Source organism: Solilutibacter silvestris (assembly GCF_050574925.1).
Classification (GTDB): Bacteria; Pseudomonadota; Gammaproteobacteria; order Xanthomonadales; family Xanthomonadaceae; genus Solilutibacter; species Solilutibacter silvestris_A.
Map to the genome: position 1 here is coordinate 25,833 of NZ_JBCMOO010000004.1, position 23,174 is coordinate 49,006.

General features: G+C 65.6%; 18 protein-coding genes and 2 pseudogenes. 8 read left to right on the forward strand and 12 right to left on the reverse strand.

The window, feature by feature from the left end:
- Window positions 1-80: 80 nt before the first annotated feature.
- From ABE093_RS09550 to recC, 10 genes and pseudogenes are all read right to left on the reverse strand, one after another.
- Window positions 81-965, reverse strand: coding sequence for a LysR family transcriptional regulator (locus ABE093_RS09550; protein ID WP_430760660.1), 885 nt, complete (start codon window positions 963-965; stop codon window positions 81-83).
- 28 nt (window positions 966-993) lie between these two features.
- Window positions 994-2,472, reverse strand: a complete 1,479-nt coding sequence (locus tag ABE093_RS09555; RefSeq protein WP_430760661.1) for a sensor histidine kinase — start codon at window positions 2,470-2,472, stop codon at window positions 994-996.
- Complete coding sequence (locus ABE093_RS09560) at window positions 2,469-2,972, reverse strand: GTP-binding protein (protein WP_430760662.1); 504 nt, start codon at window positions 2,970-2,972, stop codon at window positions 2,469-2,471. Before ABE093_RS09560 ends, ABE093_RS09555 begins: the two co-directional genes overlap by 4 nt.
- A complete protein-coding gene (locus ABE093_RS09565; protein ID WP_430760663.1) occupies window positions 2,969-4,675 on the reverse strand; it encodes a hypothetical protein in 1,707 nt (568 codons plus the stop codon). The genes ABE093_RS09560 and ABE093_RS09565 overlap by 4 nt, the downstream gene beginning before the upstream one ends.
- A 10-nt stretch (window positions 4,676-4,685) precedes the next feature.
- A complete protein-coding gene (locus ABE093_RS09570) occupies window positions 4,686-5,270 on the reverse strand; it encodes a hypothetical protein (RefSeq protein WP_430760664.1) in 585 nt (194 codons plus the stop codon).
- Window positions 5,271-5,365: 95 nt separating this feature from the next.
- Window positions 5,366-5,971 (reverse strand): GTP cyclohydrolase I FolE, encoded by a 606-nt coding sequence (folE, locus tag ABE093_RS09575; RefSeq protein WP_430760665.1) that lies wholly within the window; start codon window positions 5,969-5,971, stop codon window positions 5,366-5,368.
- A 32-nt stretch (window positions 5,972-6,003) separates the two neighbouring features.
- A pseudogene (locus tag ABE093_RS09580) lies at window positions 6,004-6,801 on the reverse strand (TIGR00266 family protein); the annotation flags it as partial.
- A gap of 11 nt (window positions 6,802-6,812) precedes the next feature.
- A complete protein-coding gene (recD, locus tag ABE093_RS09585; protein WP_430760666.1) occupies window positions 6,813-8,564 on the reverse strand; it encodes an exodeoxyribonuclease V subunit alpha in 1,752 nt (583 codons plus the stop codon).
- Entirely contained in the window at window positions 8,561-12,247 is a 3,687-nt protein-coding gene (locus ABE093_RS09590) for a UvrD-helicase domain-containing protein (RefSeq protein WP_430760667.1), read from the reverse strand. The genes recD and ABE093_RS09590 overlap by 4 nt, the downstream gene beginning before the upstream one ends.
- Window positions 12,244-15,582, reverse strand: coding sequence for an exodeoxyribonuclease V subunit gamma (gene recC / locus ABE093_RS09595; RefSeq protein WP_430760668.1), 3,339 nt, complete (start codon window positions 15,580-15,582; stop codon window positions 12,244-12,246). The genes ABE093_RS09590 and recC overlap by 4 nt, the downstream gene beginning before the upstream one ends.
- 212 nt (window positions 15,583-15,794) lie before the next feature.
- Here recC and ABE093_RS09600 point away from each other — a divergent pair, with 212 nt between their 5' ends.
- Genes ABE093_RS09600 through ABE093_RS09625 form a run of 6 tightly spaced genes read left to right on the forward strand, consistent with a single transcriptional unit; the run spans window position 15,795 to window position 19,837 of the window.
- Window positions 15,795-16,535, forward strand: coding sequence for an ABC transporter ATP-binding protein (locus ABE093_RS09600; protein WP_430760783.1), 741 nt, complete (start codon window positions 15,795-15,797; stop codon window positions 16,533-16,535).
- Complete coding sequence (locus tag ABE093_RS09605; RefSeq protein WP_430760669.1) at window positions 16,532-17,287, forward strand: MlaE family lipid ABC transporter permease subunit; 756 nt, start codon at window positions 16,532-16,534, stop codon at window positions 17,285-17,287. The genes ABE093_RS09600 and ABE093_RS09605 overlap by 4 nt, the downstream gene beginning before the upstream one ends.
- A gap of 40 nt (window positions 17,288-17,327) precedes the next feature.
- Window positions 17,328-17,858 carry an outer membrane lipid asymmetry maintenance protein MlaD gene (gene mlaD / locus ABE093_RS09610; RefSeq protein ID WP_430760670.1) on the forward strand — a complete coding sequence of 177 codons (531 nt, stop codon included), beginning with the start codon at window positions 17,328-17,330 and terminating at the stop codon, window positions 17,856-17,858.
- Complete coding sequence (locus ABE093_RS09615; protein WP_430760671.1) at window positions 17,855-18,523, forward strand: MlaC/ttg2D family ABC transporter substrate-binding protein; 669 nt, start codon at window positions 17,855-17,857, stop codon at window positions 18,521-18,523. Before mlaD ends, ABE093_RS09615 begins: the two co-directional genes overlap by 4 nt.
- Window positions 18,520-18,804: an STAS domain-containing protein gene (locus tag ABE093_RS09620; RefSeq protein WP_430760672.1), complete on the forward strand. Its 285-nt coding sequence runs from the start codon at window positions 18,520-18,522 to the stop codon at window positions 18,802-18,804. The genes ABE093_RS09615 and ABE093_RS09620 overlap by 4 nt, the downstream gene beginning before the upstream one ends.
- 22 nt (window positions 18,805-18,826) lie before the next feature.
- Entirely contained in the window at window positions 18,827-19,837 is a 1,011-nt protein-coding gene (locus ABE093_RS09625; RefSeq protein WP_430760673.1) for an MlaA family lipoprotein, read from the forward strand.
- Here the strand turns inward: ABE093_RS09625 and ABE093_RS09630 are convergent, their stop codons facing one another.
- Both ABE093_RS09630 and ABE093_RS09635 read right to left on the reverse strand, forming a co-directional pair.
- A complete protein-coding gene (locus tag ABE093_RS09630; protein WP_430760674.1) occupies window positions 19,838-21,211 on the reverse strand; it encodes a DNA recombination protein RmuC in 1,374 nt (457 codons plus the stop codon). It abuts the gene before it with no gap.
- A 37-nt stretch (window positions 21,212-21,248) separates the two neighbouring features.
- The gene (locus ABE093_RS09635; RefSeq protein WP_430760675.1) at window positions 21,249-21,959 is read right to left on the reverse strand and encodes a VIT1/CCC1 transporter family protein; all 711 of its coding nucleotides are present in this window, start codon (window positions 21,957-21,959) and stop codon (window positions 21,249-21,251) included.
- Between the two features lie 91 nt (window positions 21,960-22,050).
- Between ABE093_RS09635 and ABE093_RS09640 the strand changes: the two genes are divergently transcribed.
- Entirely contained in the window at window positions 22,051-22,692 is a 642-nt protein-coding gene (locus tag ABE093_RS09640; RefSeq protein WP_430760676.1) for a hypothetical protein, read from the forward strand.
- A 202-nt stretch (window positions 22,693-22,894) separates the two neighbouring features.
- Window positions 22,895-23,158: pseudogene (locus ABE093_RS09645) on the forward strand (hypothetical protein); the annotation flags it as partial.
- Window positions 23,159-23,174: the final 16 nt, after the last annotated feature.

The window sequence follows — 23,174 nt, forward strand, 5'->3', positions numbered from 1 at the left end:
CGGCGATCGCAAAAGCGATTCCGCCGACTTGCCGCTTACTGCACCGTGCAGTTCAACGCGAGGGCAATGACGGGCAAGGTTCAGTCCGAAACCGGAATCGCACTTTCGGTCTCAAATGCATCCCGCAGGAACGAGAGCAGCAACTGGACCTTCCTCGATGTCCGCCTGCTGCGGGGATAGAAGACCGAGAACTGGTTGCGCGGCAGCGTGAGTTCGGGAAGGACGCGCTGCAGCCGTCCTGCGGAAACAAGTCCGGCGACGATGGACTCCGGCGCCATGTACAGCCCGACGCCCGCCAGTGCCGCCGAGAGCAACTGCCTGGGCTCCCTGCATGACATACGGGTCCGGAACCTGAGCGCCGTCCATTTCCCGTGGGTGAGGTAGCACCAGTCTTCCATGCCGCTCGTGGCGTCCAGCAATACGTCGTGGTCGACCATGTCGTCCGCCGTCTGCGGAATGCCACGAAGTTGCAGGTAGTCGGGGCTCGCGCAAATCACGTTGGTGAATTCGAACAGCGGGCGCGCGATCAGGTCGGCGCCTTCAGGTTCGCCCGATTGAAGGACGGCGTCGAAATCCAGTTCGGCCAAGCCTGCCGGCCCCGGAACATCGATCTGGAGGACCAGTTCGGGATGCTCGAGCACGAACCGGTTGAGCGCGGATTCGATCAATCCGTCGTGCATGGTGCGCGAGAGGACGAGCTTCAACGGTCCGGACACGACATTGTTGAACCCGGCAACGAAATCGTTCGCGGCGTAGATGGATTCGAGGATGCGCAGGCACTTCGCGTAGTAGACCGCGCCCACCTCGGTGGTTCTGGCGCCACGCGCACTGCGTTCGGTCAGCGTCGTGCCGAGCTCTCTTTCCAGATCGCTGAGACGCCGGCTGACCACCGACTTGGTGGTATTGAGCCGGTTGGCCGCCGCAGTCACGCTGCCGGTTTCGACCACGGCGACGAACGTAGCCATGTCATCAATCTGGATCATCCCTGCCCCATCAGCCAATCAGCATCGTATCGAGCGCTTCCCGCAAAGCTTCGTCACCAATCGTCGCGGACACTCGAATCACGCTGCCATCGTGCGTCCAGCCATCGTCATCCCGCCCGTCGTCGCTTGCCGCCACGACCAGCATCGGATGCCCGACCAATGCCGCTGCATCCTGTCCATTGTCCGCGACCACCGCGGCGCGCAGATCGCCGTTGCGCGCCAGCGCCTTGATGCGCCCAAGCGTCCCGATTTCGATGGCCGGGACACCCTGGGTCCGCAGCATGGCGATCACGCGCTGCGCCAATCCGCGATCGGCCAGCGAGACGGTGACCAGCCGTGCGTCCAGGGCATCGTCCTCCGGCCTTGCCACCACGGAATCCGTCGCTTCGGCGGTCCCGATCGCGATCGGAATGCGCACCCAGAGCAGATGGCCACCTTCGACGCGTTCGACCAATTCGATGTCGGCATTCAACCGCTGCAGCAGCGTCTGGCTGGCGGCGAGCAGGAGGTTCCCGTGCGCATTGGAATGCAGCAGGTCGACGGTTGTCACCAGTTCGCCGAAGCGCGCCACCGACAATCCGCCCGGCTCGGCTTCGAGTTCGATTTCGAGCTCGTCATCCTTCGCCCTCAGCTGGACCCGCAATTCGCCGCGATCCATGCCATCCAGGGCATGCACGATCAGGTTGACCAGCAGCCTGCGCAAGGCCAGGTCGTCCACTTCGATCAGGACCGGCTTTTCCGGAACCCGCAGTTCGAGGATGATCCCGCGCATGCTGGCCTGGAGCGCAAACGAGTCCTGCAGGAATCCCGCAAGGCCGTCGAGGTTGATCCTGCCGCGCTGGTCCTTGCCCGTCGTCATTTCGCCCAGGCCGATCATCGCGTTCGAGGACAACGCATCGAGGCGCATCACCGCATGCTGCATCGCCGCCACCGAAGCCAGCAAGGCGGGATTGTCCTGCAACCGGCGCGCCAGGAGCTGGACATGTCCCGTGAGCAGCAGCAACGATTCGCGCATTTCCGCCGACACCATCTCGAACAGTCCCGCGCCCTGCCGGAAGACCCGGTCCGACCGCGGAAAAATGCCAGCACTACCGGGAGTCTTCCTGTCCGTCGGTTTCGAGATGCGCCACTGCTCGAGTTCGGCTTCGTGGCCGAGTTGCTGGCGCGCGCGCAACGATCGCATGGCCGCGGACACGTCGCGCAACACGAAATGGCGGAACTCGTCCTCCAGGAACATGTTGATGTCGGCGAAATGGTTGTCCGAGACCTCGACCGCGCCCAGGCGTTCGGGCAAGCCGCCTTCACCGTACGCAAGCATCGACAGGCGCGCCACCACGGCGTCGGTGGTGTCGCCTTCGGCCACGAAGGATTCGAAGTCGCCGACGACATCGACAAGCTCGTCGTTCGCATTGAGCGTGACCACGACGGGCAGCATGCTCTCGTCGCGCGCTGCCATGCCAGCAGGTGCGCGCTGGCGTTTCGCCATCACGACATCAGCTCCTGCACGAGCGCGGCGAATGCTTCCTCGACCCCGGTCGCCAACTTGGCGCTGCTGGTGAAGGTGGGCAGCTGCACCTGCAATTCACGGATCCTGTCCTGCGAGATCGTCCATGCATCGGCGAGATCGGACTTGTTGAGCATCAATACGCTCGGGACCTGGCGGCCAAGCAGGCGCCACGCCTGGTCGCGCAATCCCAGCGCGGTGTCCACGGTGTCTTCGCGCGTGCCATCGGCCACCAGCAAGATGCCCTGGGCACCCACCACGTAGTTGCTGCGCAGCTGGTCCAGCGCATTGGCGCCGGCGATGTCCCACAGCACCAGTCGCAACTGCAGATCGCCGTCGAGCGTCATCGCCTTGCTGTCCACGCGCACGCCCACCGTGGTCAGGTAGGAATCGGAGAAGGTGTTGCGCACGCTGCGCGCGACCGTGCTGGTCTTGCCGACGGCAAAATCGCCAAGAAGGATGATTTTGCGGGAAATCGATTTCATGGCTTTGCCGGGAAAGGTTCAACGGTGAGCGACGTGGCTCGCACGCTGGAGCCGGGCAGGATATAGATGGCGGACTGGTCGATGGTGACCGTCGATGGCGACTTGAGCGCCTTCATCGCGCGCGTGGCCAGCCATTCCGAACGCTGCTGGCGCAGGCTGCGGTTCTGTTCGTAGCTGCCCGCTTCGTCGGTGAAACCGGAGGCCTTGAGGCGGAATGCAATCCCGCGCGACTGGCCTTCCGCCACCAGCGCGTCGATGTCATGCATCAGATCGCCGACCTTCTGGTCCATGCCGGTGCTGGGCTGCGCGGTCCCGCTGTCGAAGGTGACCTGTGCCGATTCGATGCGCTGGATCAATGCATCGATTTGCGGCTTTCCCGGATAGGCGAGGCCACTGGCATCGAGTCGCGCGGAATCCAGTTGCACGGCGCCCGGCTGTGTCGCGGCATACCACTGCGTGAACGGCACTTCGCCGCGCAATCGGACCGATCCTTCAGTCTGTCGGTATTCCACGTTTGCCTCATTCAAACCCAGACGCCCAGCGACACGACGACGGATGATGGCCGGCTCGAGCGAAGCATACGGTCGCACGTTCCAGGTGACGCCAACGTCAGCGGCATGTGCGGCAACCCATGCCTTGGCGCTTTCGGCCTGGGGATCCATCAAGCCGTCGATCACCAGCTTGTTGCGATGGCTGTCGTCCCAACCGGTGATCAGCAGCCCCGGCTCAGCCGCCAGATGTTCATGCAGTGCCGACGACCGCAGGTACCAGCGCAGCTGCAGCACCCCGTAGATCAGCGCCACGACGGCAATGACCCCGAGCACGCGAGAGGCAATCCTGCGTTGTCCCTGCTGTTGACCGGCCTGCGGCTGGTCGAGCGGATTCAACGCCTCCAGCTGGGATTGGTCGATGAAGGTGCGTTCCGGATCGTTTATGCCGGCATCCAGGCCCAGCTGGCCGCCGTGGTACGCGTGCAGCGCTTCGTTGGTTTCGTCGAGGCGAACGCCGAAATGCTGGTCGGGAACGCCGCGCACGAAGGCAACAAGACGGGCATGCGGGCCTTCGCTGACCGCGAGGTGGTAACCACCGACCATCGCCGAACCGATGCCGCCATCGCGACCGTCCACCGATACCGAATCGCGGACGAACTGGTTGATCGCTGTGAACATTCCGGCCACGGCATCGGCATCAAGCTCGGGCAGGCCTTCGGCGGTGACATGGCCGAGCAGCAGGCCGCTCTCCGGTTCGATCAGGAACAGGTGTTCGACCTGGTATCGCGTGGTATGCCGCAACACCACCCACGCATAGGGAATGCCGGTGCGCCACGCTTCGAAACGCCAACGCAGCGCGCGCAGGCTGAAGGTCTCGCGCATGGAGCTGTCGAAACCGTCCGCCATTTCGCGCAAGGCTTCGGCGATGGAGCGGCGGATCGCCGGACCGATCACCGGATAGACGGCATTCACCACCGTTTCCGGCTTGCGGCGTACCGCCAGCTCCAGCGAGCCGGTGGTCGCTTCCGCAAGGGCATCGCCGAGTCGCGTGCGCCGCCCGTCCTGCAGGTTCTGTTCGATGTCCTCGGCGAGGATGTCCGGGACCCGGCCCAATTCCGCCGTGGCGCCGTCCAGCTTTTCTTCGAGCGCGTCGAGGCGATTGCTCTCGGTATCGACCAGCAGATGGCGCAGTCGGTCGTAGTCGCCGCTCATGGCGGGCGCCTCAGCTGTTTCCGCTACCATCCGCGCCGCGCAGGCGCAGCGCCAGTTCCGCCAGCATGTCGGCCATGTCCTCGCGCGCCACCTTTTCGTCGCCAAGGCGGCGATGGCCGGCTGCGAACTGTTCCTTGGCGCCTTGCAAGGCCTGTGTCAGCTGTTCTTCCAGCCTTGCCATCGTTTCGCGGAGCCGGGCTTCGCTGGCGACGGCGTCGTCTTCGTGGCGCTGCAGGGCGGCGGTGAATTCGTTCGACTGCGTGCGCAGGGACTGGCTGAAGCGGCTGTCGACGTCCTCAAGCGCGCCGGTGCGGGCCGCCGATTCCTGTCGCAGCTGGTTCTGCAGGCGTTCCATGTTCGCGGCCTGCCGCGCTTCGAGCTCGGCGACGCGTTTCTGGCCATCGGCAAGAATGCGGGCGGATTCGGCTTCGAAGCGGTCATGGAGCTCGCCCAGACGACGTTCGAAGTCGCGGACCACGCTGCCGAACATCAGCTCGCGGATCTGCTCCATCTTGTGCTCGCCAGGCGGGCTGGCGGAACCGGTGGCCGCTTCGGCCACGGTGCCCGGATTTTGCTTTCCATTCTTGCCGGTCATCACGCTTTCCCCTGCGAATCAAGTCTTTCCTGAGCAAATCTCGCGCAGAGCATACAAGGACGCAAGTGCCCTGACTGAACGAAGCTTCACCCCATTCAGCGTCGGCCCGACTGGATGAAGCCGAGGAATTCGTTGCGGGTGCGGGCGTCCTCGCGGAAGGTGCCAAGCATGCTCGACGTCAGCATGCTGACGCCACGCTTGTGGATGCCGCGGGTGGTCATGCATTCGTGCGCGCCTTCCACCACCACTGCGACACCTTGCGGTTGCAGCGCGCGCTGAATGCACTGGGCGATCTGCGCGGTCATCTTCTCCTGCACCTGGAAGCGCCGGGCATAGGCCTCGACCACGCGCGCGAGCTTGCTGATGCCGACCACGCGGCCCTTGGGCAGGTAACCGACGTGGACGCGACCGATGATCGGCGCCATGTGGTGCTCGCAATGGCTTTCGTATTCGATGTCGCGCAGCACGATCATCTCGTCGTAGCCCTCGACTTCCTCGAAGGTGCGCTGCAGGTAGTCGTCGGGATCGATGGCATAGCCGCTGAACCAGTCGCCATAGGCCTTGACCACGCGCTTGGGCGTGTCGAGCAGGCCTTCGCGGGTCGGGTCATCGCCAGCCCAGCGCAGCAGGGTGCGCACGGCGGCTTCGGCATCGGCACGGGCGACGCCGTGGCGCTGGTCGGGGGAATTGGATTCGTCCATGCGGGAATGGTAACGCGGCGACCGCGTGGCGATCAGAACGAATTGTCGCCGTCGAGGATGCGCCCGAGGCTGCCGAGCACCGAGCCCTCGCCGCGCGATTGCCCGCCACCCTGGGGCGCCGCAGCGAACATGCGTCCGGCCAGGCGCGAGAACGGCAGCGATTGCAGCCAGATCTTGCCGGGACCGGTAAGCGTGGCCAGGAACACGCCTTCGCCACCGAAGAACATGCTCTTGAGGCCGGGAACGCGGCGGATATCCATGTCCACGCCGCCGGTATAGGCGACCACGCAACCGGTATCGACATCGATGCGTTCGCCCGCGGCCAGCTCGCGCTCCACCAGCGTGCCGCCGGCATGGACGAACACCCAGCCGTCGCCTTCGAGCTTCTGCATCAGGAAGCCTTCGCCGCCGAACAGGCCGGTGAGGATCTTGCGCTGGAAGGCGATGCCGAGCGAAACGCCGCGGGCGCCGGCGAGGAAGCTGTCCTTCTGGCAGATCAGGCGACCGCCGAGATCCGAAAGTTTCAGCGCCAGCACCGTGCCCGGATACGGCGCCGCGAACGCCACCTTGGCCTTGCCGCTTCCGGTATGGGTATAGACGGTGGTGAACAGGCTTTCGCCGGTCACGACGCGCTTGCCCGCCGACAGCAGTTTGTCCATCAGGCCGCCGCCGCTGCCTTGCGAGCCGTCGCCGAAGATGGTTTCCATCTGCACGCTGGAATCCTTGAACATCAGCGCGCCGGCTTCGGCCACCGCGCTTTCGCCCGGATCAAGCTCCACTTCGACGAACTGCATGTCGTGGCCGACGATGCGGAAGTCGATGTCGTCTGCGTTGCGCTGGCTCATTGTGGTTCCTGGTGTGTGGAAAATGCGGAGAGTCTACGGCCCAATCCCGAGACGCGGCTGGCATGGCGCGACAATGCGGCGGAGATCACCTCGGCGCTGCCGGCGATGTGCAGCACCTCGCGGGCGCGGGTGATCGCGGTATAGAACAGTTCGCGACTGAGGACGCGACTGTCCGCGCGCGGCAGCTGCAGCCAGACCTCGTCGAACTCGCTGCCCTGGGCCTTGTGCACGGTCATCGCGAATGCCGATTCATGCGCGGGCAATGCCGCCGGATGGAAGGCGCGCACGCCGCCTTCGCCGGCGAACCATGCCAGCGGCACGCCGTGTTCGTCCGGCAGGCAGATGCCGACATCGCCATTGAACAGGCGTTGCTGGTAATGGTTGCGGGTGATCAGCAGCAACCGCCCGGGGAACCAGGCCGGTGGCGTGCCGATGCGACGACCGGACAGCGACGCCTCGATCCGCGCATTGAGTCCGCGTGCGCCCTGCGGGCCTTCGCGCAATGCCGTGAGCAGGCGCAGGTGATTGGCATGCTTCAGCGCTTCGGCAGGATCATCCAGCGAGGCGAGTGCACGCCAGTGTTCGAGGAGCCGTGGTCGTGCCTGCAGCGGATCGTCGACGCCTTCGTGGAAATGCACGTTGGACAGGCCGCCGCCGCGCAGCAACGCGAGCGCTTCCGCGGACGCACCCTCGCGCACGGCTTCCGCCAGCGGCGCCAGCTGCAATGCCGCGCTCTGGCGCCAGCCGCGCCGCAGATGGACGCGATGATCGCGCAGGGTGTCGGCACTGAGGATTGCCGACAGCACGTCGCCGGCTTCCACCGAGGGCAATTGGTCGGCATCGCCGAGCAGGATCAATTGCGCGCCATCGGCGACGGCTTCGACCAGCTTGCACATCAGCGGCAGATCGACCATCGAAGCCTCGTCCACCACCACGATGTCGCAAGGCAGCGGATTGTCGGCATCGTGGCGGAAGCGTGCCGTGTCCGCGATGGTGCCGAGCAACCGATGCAGCGTGCTGGCGGTGGACGGCAAGGCCGCGAGCAGATCGCGATCGACACCCGATGTTTCCAGCTGGCGCGCGGCGCGAAGCAGGCTTTCCGACATGCGTTCGGCGGCACGGCCCGTCGGCGCAGCAAGCGCGATGCGCGGCGCCGGTTTGCCGGCAGCGATCGCCTGGGCGATGCGCAGGACAAGCAAGCGGGCAATCGTGGTGGTCTTGCCGGTTCCGGGGCCACCGGTGATCAACACCAGCGCGCGTTGCAAGGCCAATTCGGCAACGCGGGCCTGGAGATCGCCATTCGCCGCATCAGGGAAGAGCGTCGCGAACAATGATTGGATGGCCGCCTTATCGCCTTCAAGCGACTGCGCGGCGATGCGTTGCAACCCCAAGGCCAGTCGCCGTTCGTATTCGCGATAACGACGCAGGTAGAGCAAACCCCCTTCGAGGACGAGCGGCGCGGCGACTGATTCCGTTTCCGGAAATTCCGGCATGGAGACAAGGCCCGATGCCTGCAATGCCTGCAGCCATGCCCCAGCGTCCGGCCATGGCAGGTCGGCATCGACGAATTGGCGCGGTTGCACCGGATCGAACGCGGCGTGGCCTTGCGCCACCGCCAGCGACGCCAGCGCTGCCGCGGCCAGCACGTCGTCCGGCGTTGATGGGTCGAGGCGACGCAGGCTTTGCGCCAGCGCATCGTCCAGTGTCCGCAACGCTCCACTCTGTCGCAACGCGCGCAACAGGCTCATGCCGCGGCTCCCGCGGCGACGTAACCGAACAGGGCGTCGAGCGCATGCACCAGTTCCGGTGCGAAACGCTGGGCGAAGATGCCCGGGGAGTCGCTGCGCGTGGCATCGAGCCCGCGACAGAACAGATAGCGGATGCCGCCAAAATCGCGGTCGTAGTCGTAAGCCGCGCCGAGGCGGAAGCGCAGCCAGCGATGCAGGGCCAGGGTATAGATCAATGCCTGCAGGTCGTATTCGCTGTGCGCCATCGCGCGCTGCAGCGACGCACCGTCGTACGCCGGCAGGCGGTTGGATTTGTAATCCAGCACGTACCACTTGCCGTCGACGCAATAGGTCAAGTCGATGAGGCCAGTCATCAGGCCTTCCAGCCGCTGGCGCAGGCCAAAACCGTGGCGATCGCGGACCACGCCATGGGCATGCAGCAATTCCAGCATCGCGTCGACGCGCACAGGCTGCAACGCGAACTGGAACTCGATTTCCGGGCGACGCTGGCCTGCCGGGATATCGCACAGGCGCACGCCTTCCGGCATTCCGACCGTCAACGTCTGGCCGACCAGCCGTGTCGTCAGCGCGACGCCTTCATCCAGCACGTCGGCGCCGTAACCCTCATCGCGCAGAGCCCTGGCGATGATGTCGGCTTCGCGCATCGGCGCGATATCTCCTGCACGCCAATCGCGCCATGCGGCGAAATCGGCATGCTCGAATGCAGCGTGCAGGGCGACACCGTAGCGGTTGCCCGCGAAGCGCGGATCGTATCCGTCATCGACCACGTCTTCCGCCGTGTCCGGCTCGTCGTTGCCGCCATTGGCGGGCAATGTCGATGAGGTGCTGGCATCGCCGGCGTCGGCTTTCGCCAACTGGCTGAAACTGTAGACCCACCAGTCGTTGACGAGATGTCGCGCGACCTTGCGCGCGGCCGGCACTTCGGCATCGTTCTCCGGCGGCAGGCGTGGCAGATCGTCTTGCGACAACTCGTCATCGATCACGATGCCGTCGACGTCGGCAAGCATCTCGACATGGCGCAGCATCTTCGCCAATGCGGTCTTGTCGTGGTTGTAGAACGCACCGGTGGCGATCCACAGTGCGTGTTCGGCGCGGGTCAGGCCGACATACAACAGGCGTGCGTCTTCGGCGCGCTGATCTTCCTGCCACTGCTGTTTGGCCTGATCCCACTGCGCCTCGGGCAAATCGAGTTTCCAATGCAGGCGCCGGCCATCGTTCTCATCGTGCACCACGCAATGCCGCCCCGGTGACGATTCCTTGCGACCGATTCCGGCGAACGGCAGGAAGACCAGCGGATATTCCAGGCCCTTGCTCTTGTGCAGGGTGACGATCTGCACCCGTCGCGCATCGGATTCCAGGCGCAACAATTGCGTTTCGTCGTTGTGGTCGGCATCGGCGATGCGATGCTCGAGCCAATCGACCAGTCCATGCAGGCCGAGCGCATTCGGCTCCGCCTCCTGCAACAGTTCGGCCAATTGCAGGTAGTTGCTGAGCCGGCGTTCGCCATCGAACAGGCCGAGCAGGCGCTCGGCCGCGCCCGCGGCGAGGTCGCCGACCAGTGCAAGCGTGCCGGCACGATCCCAGCGTTCGCGCCACGCCTGCGCATCCTGTTGTCGCGCATGACTGGTGGCAGCATCGTGGTCCAGTCGTTCGATCGTCACGGCATCGGCACCCACCAGTACCGTCGACAGCGCGGCGCGCCGGCGACGATCGTCGCCGATGTGCAGCAGCGCCAGCAGCAACGCATGCAATTCGCGCGCTTCGGTCGTGGCGAACAGGCTCAGCTTGCCGGCAGCGACGGCGGGGATGCCGACTTCGGCCAGCGCCTGCCGGATCATCGTCGCCTCGAAATGCGAACGCACCAACACGGCGATATCGCCGGGCTGGACTGCGCGCATGCCATCGCCATCCTTCAGCAAGGCCTTGCCGCTGCGTGCATCGGACAGCACGCCGTGGATCGCGGCGACACAGGCGCGGGTGGCGAGATCGCGCGATTCGCCGGCACTCCACGGTTTCTGCCTGTCCTTGGCGTCCATGGGCGGCGATGGCGCCTGCCACAAGGTCAACGCCGGCGCGATTTTGTCGTTGCGAAGGAAATCGTCATCATGGATCGAACCGCCCGGCTCGACCGGATGGAAGCCGATACGTTTATCGATGAAAGCCTCGTCGCCCGCCTGCGCGTACATCGCATCGATCGCAGCCAGCACGGACGGCCGCGAGCGGAAGTTGTGCGACAACGCCGGCGCTTCCTCCGTGCTTGCGCGTGCAGCAAGGTAGGCGTGGACATCGCCGCCACGGAAGCCGTAGATCGCCTGCTTGGGATCGCCGATCAGGGCGAGAAAGCGCGCTTGCGAACCACTGGTTCGCGCGCTTTCGAGCGCCGACGGGCTATGCCCGTTGGCCGGATCTCCACGATCGCGATCGTTTTTCAACGCGGCCCCACCGAAGACGCGATCGAATATCGCCCACTGCCGTGCATCGGTGTCCTGGAACTCGTCGACCAGCGCGACCTTGTATTGCGCGCGCAGTCGCGTCGCCAGCAACTCGCCATTCGGGCCAGAGAGCACGTCGGCGACGCCGTCGATCAGGTCGTCGTAGGTTTGCACGCGGCGTAGGCGCTTGAGTGCGGCCATGCGCAGGCGGGCGTCGCCGCGGATGCGATGCAGCAACATGACACGGCGCCGGACGACGTATTCGTCCTGCGCCTGCAAGGCATCCAGATAAGGCGGAATCACCGCGCACAACGGCGAATCCGGCGTCTTGCCGAGTTGCGCCTTGTTGGTCTTCGCCAGCAACGCTTCGCGCGTTAGGTTGGCGAGCTTGTCGTGTTCAAACGCGATACCGACATCCCCGGAGCCGGCCCACCGCATCGCCGCATCGAACAGCGCATTGATCCAGTCCGCCTTGTAACTTTGGCCGTTGAGGATCTTGTCGGCAAGCGCCGCCAGCAATGCGGCACGGAAATCTTCGCCGTGCAGGCGGAACGCTTCCGACAACACGGTTGCGGCATCGCGCAATGCAGGCGCAGGATCCTCCGACAAGGCGTGTTCCGGCGGCAACAGGATCGGCTCGCGCAACAACGCCGGCAGATCGTCTGCCAGCGCGGCATGGCCCTGGCCCCATAGCGCGGCAAGATCATTCATCGCGTCGTCATCGACGGCATGTGCGCGCCAGAGATCGGCGGCGACTTCCTCGCGCAGGTCGCGATCGCTGGCCAGAAGTTCCGGAGCGTCGAACACGCGCCCTGCCTCCAGCGCGTGTTCGCGCAACACGCGCAGGCAGAAACCGTGGATGGTGAAGATGGCGGCAAGATCGGTCTCGAGCACGGCTTGGCGCAAACGCAGGCGCAGCGCATCGCGGCTTTCCGTGCCCTGAGCGAGATGCCCGTCGAGAATCGCGCGCGTCAACGCAGCGTCCGGCGTTTCAGCACCGGCCGGCGATGCGTCCAGCACATCGAGTGCAAGTTGCAATCGTTCGCGGATGCGCTTGCGCAATTCCTGCGTCGCCGCTTCGGTGTAGGTCACCGCCAGGATCTCGCCGATGCGCAGGCTGCGCTCGACCACCAACCGCGTCACCAGCGTCGCCAGGGTGTAGGTCTTGCCGGTGCCGGCGCTAGCCTCGATCAGGCGCACGCCATCGAGCGGCAACGCCAGCCAGGGATCGCGCGTCGCTTCGATACTCATGCCGGATCCTCCGCATCGTCGCGTTCCGGCAACGCGATGCCGTCGATCTCGATCGATACCGGCACTGCCTTGGTCACCGCGCCGTAGATCGTGCCGGCCAGGCGCACGAAATCGCCCAGGGCCACGGCATCGGCAAAGGGGTCGCGTCCGCGCAATGCCAGTCGCAAGACTTCGCTGCCGCCTTCGGCCCAACCACGACCGCTGCTGTTGCCGTTCCATCTGGATGCGGCGGCACGCACGCCACGTTGCCGGTCTTCGTCCCGGAACAGTTCCCACCCGCTATAGGGCGCGAACGGCAGCGGTCGGCGCAGACCTTCTTCGCGAATCGCCAACAGCGCACGCAAGGCGTCGACGGCGACGGCACGATCGATCGGCGCGCGCGGATGCAGGCCGATACCCGCGTCCTTGTCGTCGTGCAATTCCATGAAGGGAAGGTCGATGCCCGCAGCAGCGGCCAACAACCAGTCGAGGCCGTTGCGGATCGAAGACGGCCCGTTCGGTGCGCCAAGGCGAATCCGCGCGATGCCTTGCGGGTATGCATCGGCGATGCGTCCATGCAAGCGGATGCCATCGATATCGACTTCAGCCATCAAAGGCTTCGCCGCGGCATCGCCCCGCCAGTCCTTGAACGCGCGCGCATACGGCTCGATTTCCGCCACCAGTTCGTCCAGCACGCGGCGTCCAGGCGCACCCGATGGCAACAGGCCCTGTGCGCGCAGTGACGCCTGCAATACCGGGGCGCTCGTTCCCGCGAGCACGCCATCGAACACCTCGCGCTGCAGGCGATGGCGCTGCAATCCATCCGCTGGCGCCTGCAACGGTTCGATGTCCTCGCCCGTCTCCTCGATCTCGGGCAGGCGCACCTGCAACCGCTGCTCCAGGAAGGTCCTGGCCGGATCCAGCAGGAAGCGCCGCAACGCATCCAGCGACAGCTCGCTTTCTTTCTCCGCGACAGGCGCGAACGCGATCGCCGCGTCCATCCACGGCGCCAACCGCGTCCGTGCCGTGGAGAGAGTCGTGGCTGCCGCCCGCCAATCGTCGCGATAACTGAAGAAGCGGTCGTCGCCGGCACCGAATGCCGTCGGCGAGAACGGCTGCAACGGATGATGCAGGACCCATCGCTCCGCGGACTGCTCACCGTATGCCTTCGCCATCGCCAGCAGTTCCGTCACCAGCACCGACGGTTCGCGCGCGCTGCCATCGCGCGGATCGGCGCCCAGCCAGCTCAGATAGAACACGTCCTGCGCGGACGCGAACAATTGCAGGAAGAGGAAGCGGTCGTCATCGCGGGTGGAACGATCGCCGCGCCGGCGCCTGTTGCTTCCAAGCTCGGCGGTGAGGCGGTTGAGTCCGGCCGCGGGATCTCGACGCGGAAAATCGCCATCGTTCATGCCGAGCAGGCAGATCACCCGGAACGGCAGCAGGCGCATCGGCACCATCCGCGCGAAGCTGACGCCGCCGGTCAGCAGCGGTGCACGCGTGTCGGATTCGCCCAGCTCGGCGGTGAAATGCGCGCGCACGACTTCGCCAGGGATCGCTTCGAGGTAACCGGCGCGCCCGGCCTGTTCGGCAAATGCATTGATCGTCGTGCGCAAGCGGTCCAGCGCGCGCTGTCCCTGCGCGGTTGCGGGCGGTCGCGGCAACAAGGCATCGAGCAACGCCAACAGGTGTTCGCGCCACTGCGCCGGCGCCATCGCCTCGCCAAACAGGCGTTCATGACGCGCAAGCACGCGCAGCAACCGCAACACGACATCGAGCGCATCCAGCGCGCTGCCTTCCAGCTCCGCCCACGGCGCGACGCCGGAGATCTCGGCGTCGCTGCCGCTGGCGTGGCCGAGCAACATGCGGTCCAGCGCGAATTGCCAGGTGTAGGCGTCATCGGCCGGCGCGCCATTGCGCGCGCGATGCGCGGCATCGATGCCCCAGCGCGCGCCGGCATCCTGCAACCACGCATGCAGGCGCTCGAAGTCGCCGGCATCGAGTTGCGCCGCTTCGGCCAGGGGCGCGCTCGCCAACAGGTCGAGGATTTCCTCCAGCCCGAAACGCGAGGTCGGCAATGCCAGCAGGTGCAGGAACACTTCGGCCAGCGCTTCCTCCGCCAATGGACTGGCGTCGGCGACGGCATAGGGAATCGCATCGCCCTGGCGTTGGCCACCGAACACCGCATCGAGATAGGGCAGGTAGGGATCGATATCGGGCGCCATCACCGCGATCTCGCGCGGCTGCAGCGGCGGATCAAACCGTGTGTCGTCCAGCAGCGCGCGCAGGCGATCGTGCAAGACCTGCAATTCGCGCAGGCGGGTGTGGCAGGCGTGGAACTGCAGGCTGGGATCGTCGGCGATGCGTTCGCCACCGGCCTGTGCGGCGCGCCGATGGAAGAGATCGCCCTGCATGCGTCGCAGGAGGCTGTCGTGCAGGTCGCCACCACCTTCCGCGGGATCGGCATACGCGGTGATCTCGCCAGAGGGATGCACCACCTCGCCGCTGCCCAGCAGGGCCATGAAATCGCGGCCGGCCGCGCCCCAATCGCGCAGCAGGGGATTCTCGTTGGCGTCGGCGAAGGGGTCCTCGCCCGCACGCAGGCGCGCGCCGAGCGATTGCAGGTCTCCCCAGTATTCCGCGCTGGGCGTCGGCAGGTAGAAATGCAATGTGCCGATGCGGGCCTGTGTCGCGATCACCCGCAACACGTCGGGCGAGACGTTGAGCGTGGCGAAGACGAACAATCGCGAGGGCAACCCGGACGGCAAGGCATCGCCATTCGCGTAACGGGCGAGATAGTCCTGGATGCGCCGCGCGCGGTGCGAATGCCCCTCGGCCACCGCCCGCCACAGGATCGCCTGCGGATCCTCGGGATCGGCGCCGCCTTCCCAGCGCAATAGCCAGTCGCGGCGCCACGCCTGATATTTCTCGAACACGTTGGCGAGTTCACCAGCCAGCGCCCATGGCTTCACCACGTCGCCATCGGCGAGATAACCGGAAAGTTGCGCAAGCGCCGGCCGCGCCATCAATGCCGGATCGCGCAGCGCCGCGTACAGGCGCCAGCGCAGGGTCGCCGCATCGAGATCGTCGTCGATCGGACCGAGGTTGGCTTCGAGTGCGCGCGCGACGAATTCGCCGGGAGTGAGGAATTCCAGATTGGCGGCGACGCCGTGGCGTTGCGCCAGCGTCGCCTGCAACCAGCGGCGCATCGCGGCTTGCGGAATCAGGATGGTGTCCGGCGCCAGCAGCGACTGCCCTTCCGCCGGTGACCGCAGTGCGTCCGCGAGCAATCCCGCCAGCACGTCGAGCGCGTTCGAGTGGTAGAGGCGGAAGTCGGGTGCGGCGGCGTGGCTCATCGATGACGGCATTGTGCCGGAGCGATATCGCATTTATTGAGATCGCCCGCGGCAATTGAGACCTGCCGGGCGTTCGCATCGATCCGTGGCACATGGACCGGCGGGGTTCCATTCAGCTTGCCCGACGCACTCTGTACGCTTCGGGGAATTCCATCTATATACGCGTGCGCGACTTTGCCGCCCCTGCCGTCCAGCTGACCGACCTGCGCCTGATGCGCGGCGGCCGCGTGGTGCTGGACGACATCAACCTGACCGTGCCGCGCGGCAGCGTCACTGCCGTGCTGGGTCCGTCGGGCAGCGGCAAGTCGACGATGCTGGCCGCGCTCACTGGCGAACTCGCGCCCAGCGCGGGCACGGTCGAACTGTTCGGCTACCCCGTTCCGCAGGACCGCCGCGCACTGCTGGAGTTGCGCAAGCAGGTCGGCGTGCTGTTGCAGGGCAACGGCCTGCTCACCGACCTCACCGCAGCCGACAACGTCGCGCTGCCACTGCAGGCGCATACCGATCTGCCGGCGCCGGTGATCGATCGGCTGGTGGCGATGAAGCTTCACGCGGTCGGCCTGCGTCATGCTGCCCCGCTGTTTCCGCGCGAACTCTCCGGCGGCATGGCCCGTCGCGTCGCACTCGCGCGTGCGATCGCGCTCGATCCGCCGCTGATGATCTACGACGAACCGCTGACCGGCCTCGACCCGATCGCGTCGGGCGTGATCATGAGCCTGATCGCGCGCCTCAACGCCACGCTCGGACTCACCAGCATCATCGTCAGCCACCACGTGCACGAAACCCTGCCGATCACCGACCAGGCGGTGGTGATCGCCGACGGCCGCATCGTCTTCACCGGCACGCCAGCGGAACTGCAGGCCAGCGACGATCCCTTCGTCCGCCAGTTCCTCGATGGCGCACCGGACGGCCCGATTCCCTTCGATGCCGCGGCGCGGCCGGTGGCGGCATGACGCCGGTGACCGACATCCTGCGTTCGCTGGGGCAGGCGGGCCTTTTCGCCGCCAGCGTGCTGCGCGCGACGTTCCCGCCGACCCGCGACATGTTCGCGGAGTTCGTCCGCGAGATCTACAAGATCGGCGCGCGCTCGTTGCCGATCATCCTGGTCGGCGGCGCCTTCGTCGGCCTGTCGGTGACGCTGCTCGGCTATCGCGCCCTCGATACCTACGGCGCCAGCAACCAGGTCAGCGCGATGCTCGGCCTCGGCCTCTATCGCGAACTGGCGCCGGTGCTGACCGCACTGCTCTTCATCGGTCGCGCCGGTTCGTCGATCGCCGCCGAACTCGGGCTGATGCGCGCCACCGACCAGATCACCGCGCTCGGCCTGATGGCGATCGATCCGGTGGCGAAGGTCGTGGTGCCGCGCTTCTGGGCGGCGGTGCTTGCGGTGCCGTTGCTGGTCGCGTTCTTCTGCTCGGCCGCGATCGCCGCCGGCTGGTTCGAATCGGTGCACGTGATCGGCCTCGATGGCGGCACCTTCTGGCAGGTGATGAAGGATGCGGTCGACGTCCGCCACGATTTCCTGCCGGCCTTCCTCAAGGCCGCGGTATTCGGCGCGACCGCCGCGCTGGTCTCGGCCCATGTCGGCTTCCACGCCGAACCCACCATCGAGGGCACCTCGGTGGCCACCACCCGCGCGGTGGTCAACGCCTCGCTGCTGGTGCTGATGTTCAACTTCGTGCTCTCGGCGCTGATGTTCCGATGAGCATTCAATCAACAAAGAAGTATCACTTGGAGATTCGGCCATGAGCATTCGCGGCCCACGCCTCGAATTCGCCGTCGGCGCCTTCCTGCTGCTCGCGCTCGGCACCTTGCTGGTGTTGGCATTCGCCTCCACCAACGGCAAGTTCGGCATCGGCGGCAACGGCACCTATCCGCTGAAGGCGCACTTCTCGGCCATCGGCCAGCTGCGTCCGCAGGCGCCGGTGAAGATCGGTGGCGTCACCGTCGGCGCGGTTTCGGACATCCAGCTCGATCCGCAGAAGTACGACGCCGTGGTCACCCTCGCCATGCAGTCGAAGTACAAGGACCTGCCGGCCGACACCACTGCCGGCGTCTTCACCAGTGGCCTGCTGGGCGAGTCCTACATCGGCCTGACTCCGGGCGGCGACCCCAACGTGCTGAAGCCGGGCGGCGAGATCGCCTTCACCCAGCCGGCGGTCGACCTGCTCCAGCTGGTCGGCAAATACATGTTCAGCGGCGGTGGTGCCAAGCCGGGCAATGATGCGCCGGCTGCGTCCACCGACGCCAAATCCACACAGGAATCCAAGCCATGATCCGCAATGTCCTTGCCGCCGCGACGCTCACCATCGCTACCGCGACGCTGGCCATCGCCACGCCCATGATCGCCACGGCCGCCCAGCCCGCTGCCGCTGCCAGCGCGCAACTCGGCGTGCCGAGCCAAATGGTGCTGTCCAACAGCCAGCGCGTCATCTCGACGCTGGAAAAGCGCCGTCCGGAATTCACCAAGAACCGCGCCGCGCTGCGCGCCTACGTCAACAGCGAATTCAACCAGATGTTCGATCGCGACTACGCCGCGAAACTGGTGCTGGGCCGTCACGCCCGCGGCGCTTCGCCGGCCGATGTCAGCGCATTCTCGACCGCGCTCGGCGACAACCTGATGCAGCGCTACGGCTCCTCGCTGCTCGACTTCAACACCAAGCTGACGCCGCGCGTGAAGTCGGAAGCGGCGCTGCCGAACGGCCTCGGCGTGCGCGTCAACAGCGAGCTGGTGCGCGGCGGCGGCGATCCGGTACCGGTGACCTACCTGATGCACCAGGTCGGCGGCCAATGGAAGGTCTTCGACGTGATGGTCGAAGGCGTGTCCTTCGTGCAGACCTTCCGCAACCAGTTCGATGCCCCGCTGGCGCAGAAGGGCATCAAGGCGGTGGCGGCGGATCTCGCCAGCGGCCAGATGCAGGCCAGTACCAAGTCGAAATGACCGATTCGGCCGCCAGTGTCGAGTTGCAGGATGGACGCCTCGTCTTCGACGGGGCGTTGCTGCGTCCGGCACTGGCCGCGCTGTGGCCGCGACTGGCCAAGGCCGGCGCGATCTCGACGATCGACCTGACCCGCGTCCCGCGCATCGACAGCGCCGGCATCGCCCTGATCGGCTGGCTGGCGGATAATCATCCGCAGGCCGCGCTCACCGGGACGCCCGCAGGCTACGAGGAGTTGCGGATCGCCTATCGCCTCGACGACCACTTGCGTTTCGAGCGCTGACCCCCAACTGCTTCGTATCGTCATGATCCACGCCCGCGCCCTGCCCCGAATCCTTGTCGCCGCGTTCGCACTGGCGTTGTCGGCCTGCGCGCAGCAGGGCGGCACCCGTCCCGATGCCGCATCCACCGGCACCGTGGTTCCTGCGCAGGCGGACAACCCCGCTGCACCAACGGCGACGCCTGCCGCCGCGGATGCAACGTTGCCTGCCTCGACAGCCACTGCCGTTGCGGACCCCCCGGCAGCGCCAGCGCAAAATGCAACGACCGGAAATGCCGCGCCCGCCACCAGTGCCGATGCCGATTTCCAGGCGCTCTATGGCGATGCTGCGGGCGTCAATGCCGGCGCGGTCGCGCAGGGCGCATTGCAGCCCTGGGATCCGTGGGAGAAGTTCAACCGCAAGATGCACGCGATCAACAGCACGGTCGACCACGCGATGATCCATCCGGTCGCGGTGACCTATGTGCACGTCGTGCCGCGTCCGCTGCGCACCGGTGTCAGCAACTTCTTCCACAACATCACCGGTCCCAGCAACATCGTCAACTCGCTGCTGCAGGGCAGGCCCTCGCAGGCCGGCAACTCGCTGTTCCGTTTCCTGGTCAACAGCACCTTCGGCATCGGCGGCCTGTTCGATGTCGCCACCAAGATGCACATCCCCGACAAGAGCAACGACTTCGGAAAGACGTTCGCGACCTGGGGCTGGAAGAATTCTCGCTATCTCGAATTGCCGGTGTTCGGACCGCGCACCGTGCGCGATGCCGCCGGCATGGTCGGCGACATCCCGCTGACGCCGCTGCCCGCCAGCCGCAGCGTGGTCGGACAAGTGGCATTGCGCACCATCAACGTGGTCAACATCCGCGCGCAACTGCTGTCCACCGACGCGCTTCGCGAAGGCGCGGTCGACGATTACCGCCTGCTGCGCGATGCCTGGTGGCAGCGCCGCAACTACCAGATCTGGGGCGAAAACAACCCGGATGCTTCGTCGCAGTTGCCGGACTACCTGCAGACGACACCGGCGCCGGCCAAGCCGGACTGATCACTCGCGGTCAGGATCGACGCCGTCGAATCCAAGGAGCGATTGATCCTCGCCGTCCTGCGGCAGGGTTTCCACGCCACGCAACTTGCGCTCGATCGCGCGGCTGCGCACACCGGTTTCCTCGATCTTGTTGCTGGCTTCGGCGAGCTTCTTCTTCACCGCATCGAGTGAAGCGCCGAACTTGCCGAACTCGTTCTTGACCGCGCCCAGCGTTTGCCACACTTCGCTCGAACGCTTCTCGATCGCCAGGGTGCGGAAGCCCATCTGCAGGCTGTTGAGCACCGCCAGCAGCGTGGTCGGCCCGACCGGAGTGACGCGCAGTTCGCGTTGCAGCAGGTCGAACAGGCCGGGGCGGCGCAGCACTTCCGCGTACAGGCCTTCGGTCGGCAGAAACAGTAAAGCGAAATCGGTAGTGTGCGGCGGCTCGACGTATTTGTCGCGGATCTTCTTCGCCTCGTCGCGGATGCGCCGTTCCAGCGCGGCACCGGCATCGTTCGCTGCGCCAAGATCGGCACGTTCCTGCGCATCGAGCAGGCGCTCGTAGTCCTCGTGCGGAAACTTGGCGTCGATCGGCAGCCACACCGTTCCACCTTCCTGTCCGCCCGGCAGGCGCACCGCGTATTCGACGCGCTCGCTGCTACCCGGCCGCGTCACCACGTTGCCGGCGTATTGCTCCAGCGTCAGCACCTGTTCCAGCAAGGCGCCCAGTTGCACTTCGCCGAAGGTACCGCGCGTCTTGACGTTGGTGAGCACGCGCTTGAGATCGCCGACGCCGGTCGCCAGTTGCTGCATCTCGCCAAGCCCGCGCTGCACTGCTTCCAGCCGCTCGGACACCAGTCGGAACGATTCGCCGAGGCGCGTCTCCAACGTGCTCTGCAGTTTCTCGTCGACCGTCGCACGCATCTGCTCCAGCTTCTTGGCGCTGTCGTCCTGCAGGGCCTTGAGCTGGGTTTCCAGCGTCGCGCGCAATTCGCCCAATACCTGGGTGTTGCGTTCGGAAAGATCGCGCAGCCGGTCCGACAACGCCTGCGAGAATTGCTGCTGCTGGCCGCGCTGTTCCTCGCGGCTCTTGCGTCCATCCTCGGCAATTGCGATGCGGAATTCGTCGAGGCGGCGATCGGTGCGTTCGGTCAGGTCGCCGATGTTTTGCGACAACGCCTGCTGGTGATGCGACTGCGCCGTCGTCTGTTTCTCCAGCGAATCGCGCAACTCGCCACGGCCCTCGCGCTGTTCGTCACGCAGCGCGCGCTCGAGATCGTCGCGGAGATTGGCGAGACCGGCATTGGGCTTGCGCAACAGCAACATGACCAACAAAACGATCGCGACCACCACCGCGACCAGGAGAATGAGAATGAGTGTGGAGACTTCGGGCATGGAGGCAGTGTAGTCGGCGCCGTCTCAGGCGCAGAGATCAGCCGGCTGCCACACCAAACAAATGGCCAATGCCAGCCGTCGCCGCCATCGCCGCCGCCCCCCAGAACAGCACGCGCATGGCGCCCTTCCATTTCGATGCACCGCCGAGCCAGCCAGCCAGCGCGCCGAGCACGGCAAGCAAAACCAATGTCGCGGGGGTGAGGATCCAGCCAAAGCTGGCTTGTCCGGCGAACAGCCACGCCACCACGATCGGCAACAACGCACCGACCGAGAATGCCGCGGCCGAAGCCAATGCCGCCTGTACCGGGTTCGCCGACAGATGGCCGACGATGCCAAGCTCGTCGCGCAGATGGGTGCCCAACGCATCGTGCGCGGTCATCTCTTCGGCAACCTGCATCGCCAACTCGCGCGACAGACCACGCTGCATGTAGATATGGGTGAGCTCCTTGAGCTCGGCGGCCGGCATCTCCTCCAGCTCGCGCCGCTCCTTCTCGGTATCGGCGCGCTCGGTATCGGCCTGCGAGCTCACCGAAACGTACTCGCCCGCCGCCATCGACAACGCCCCCGCCACCAGCCCGGCCACCCCGGTCATCACCAGCGCACGCGGCGACGCCCCGGCAGCGGCCACGCCGATCAGCAGCGAACTGGTGGAAATCAGGCCGTCATTGGCGCCGAGTACCGTCGCCCGCAACCAGCCGATGCTGTCGCTGCGGTGGCCTTCATGGTGGGGGCGGGAGAGTTTTGCCATGCTTGGAGTCGCGGGATCGGGACGCGCCATTGTGCCCTGCCGCCGGAGGATCCCGATTGACAGGCCTCTCCGGCCATGCGAGTTTTCCGGCATGGGGAATCGCGACAGCCGTCACATATCGCATTCAGGCCGCCGGGGCAGTCTGTCCGCCATCGCCGCGTTCCTGCTGGCCACACAGGGGTGTTCTTCCGCCATGACCGCACCAACCGACCACATGTCTCCCGGCAGCGCTTCGTCGTCGGATGACTTCACCAATACCGTCAAGGACTGGCCGTTGCGGTTTTTGCGCCATGACTTTTCTGCCCAGTGCTTCAACACCCGCGATTGCAAGATCGTCTATTCGGGTTTTCCGCACCACTGGGACGAACCGCAGCGATCATGGCAGTCCTATGGCTACGACCATGCCAATTTTTTTCAGTCCGCAGAATTGTCGATCGCCAATTTCCCGCCGCCGGCAGTGCTGGATTGGGTGTCGAAGGATGGAAGCTCGCATCACGCCATAGTTGACATGGCCGAGATATTCAAGGATCGGATGATCCGCCACAACGTGCCGCGGGAAGAAGTGGCGGAGGGCGTGAGCATCGGCAATCCCACGATCGCGCTTGAGGTCGATGACCGCACTGTCAATGTCTACATGCTGGCCTTCGTCCCAACCAAACACTTGCGAAATCCGAACAACAAGAACAGCAATTTCCGCAACGATCTGATCAAGGTCTACAGCAAGACGTATTGAGTTCCTGAGGGGGGACGAGATGGGGAGTGTGTTTGGCAAAAATGACGCCCAGGTCCACAAGGACCAGGCCACCACGGCTGATCTGCAACAGTACGAAGCAGCGCGCAATCAACTGACTGAATTGCAGGTGCCGGTCCTGCTGCACGCCGACAATCCGCATGAGCGCCTGTACATCGCCTCGCTCGATGGCACCGGCAACAGCATGCGCAAGGATGCCCCCGAACATTGGAGCGCCGTCGCCAAGATCCATGATCAGGTCGTCAAGGCAAAAAATCAGCACATCGTCAGCGGATACGAAGAGGGCATCGGAACTCAGGACGGCTTTCTTCCGCGCGCTGTCGATGGTTGGCGCGCCTACAGCTTCGACGAGCGTGTCGAGACTGCCTATTTCAAACTGTGCAAACAAGCCAAAATCTGGATTGATCAGGACCCCGAAGCCCGAATCCGCGTCGCCGGTGTCGGTTTCAGTCGTGGTGCGGAAG

Excerpts from the sequence above, each read along its gene's own strand:
- ABE093_RS09560 (WP_430760662.1), bottom strand. The coding sequence starts at position 2,972 with ATGAAATCGATTTCCCGCAAAATCATCCTTCTTGGCGATTTTGCCGTC.
- recD (WP_430760666.1), bottom strand. The coding sequence starts at position 8,564 with ATGAGCCTGTTGCGCGCGTTGCGACAGAGTGGAGCGTTGCGGACACTG.
- ABE093_RS09550 (WP_430760660.1), bottom strand. The coding sequence starts at position 965 with ATGGCTACGTTCGTCGCCGTGGTCGAAACCGGCAGCGTGACTGCGGCG.
- recC (WP_430760668.1), bottom strand. The coding sequence starts at position 15,582 with ATGAGCCACGCCGCCGCACCCGACTTCCGCCTCTACCACTCGAACGCG.
- mlaD (WP_430760670.1), top strand. The coding sequence starts at position 17,328 with ATGAGCATTCGCGGCCCACGCCTCGAATTCGCCGTCGGCGCCTTCCTG.
- ABE093_RS09630 (WP_430760674.1), bottom strand. The coding sequence starts at position 21,211 with ATGCCCGAAGTCTCCACACTCATTCTCATTCTCCTGGTCGCGGTGGTG.
- ABE093_RS09605 (WP_430760669.1), top strand. The coding sequence starts at position 16,532 with ATGACGCCGGTGACCGACATCCTGCGTTCGCTGGGGCAGGCGGGCCTT.
- ABE093_RS09620 (WP_430760672.1), top strand. The coding sequence starts at position 18,520 with ATGACCGATTCGGCCGCCAGTGTCGAGTTGCAGGATGGACGCCTCGTC.
- ABE093_RS09635 (WP_430760675.1), bottom strand. The coding sequence starts at position 21,959 with ATGGCAAAACTCTCCCGCCCCCACCATGAAGGCCACCGCAGCGACAGC.
- ABE093_RS09600 (WP_430760783.1), top strand. The coding sequence starts at position 15,795 with ATGCGCGGCGGCCGCGTGGTGCTGGACGACATCAACCTGACCGTGCCG.
- ABE093_RS09590 (WP_430760667.1), bottom strand. The coding sequence starts at position 12,247 with ATGAGTATCGAAGCGACGCGCGATCCCTGGCTGGCGTTGCCGCTCGAT.
- ABE093_RS09640 (WP_430760676.1), top strand. The coding sequence starts at position 22,051 with ATGGGGAATCGCGACAGCCGTCACATATCGCATTCAGGCCGCCGGGGC.
- ABE093_RS09570 (WP_430760664.1), bottom strand. The coding sequence starts at position 5,270 with ATGACCGGCAAGAATGGAAAGCAAAATCCGGGCACCGTGGCCGAAGCG.
- ABE093_RS09615 (WP_430760671.1), top strand. The coding sequence starts at position 17,855 with ATGATCCGCAATGTCCTTGCCGCCGCGACGCTCACCATCGCTACCGCG.
- ABE093_RS09565 (WP_430760663.1), bottom strand. The coding sequence starts at position 4,675 with ATGAGCGGCGACTACGACCGACTGCGCCATCTGCTGGTCGATACCGAG.
- ABE093_RS09625 (WP_430760673.1), top strand. The coding sequence starts at position 18,827 with ATGATCCACGCCCGCGCCCTGCCCCGAATCCTTGTCGCCGCGTTCGCA.
- folE (WP_430760665.1), bottom strand. The coding sequence starts at position 5,971 with ATGGACGAATCCAATTCCCCCGACCAGCGCCACGGCGTCGCCCGTGCC.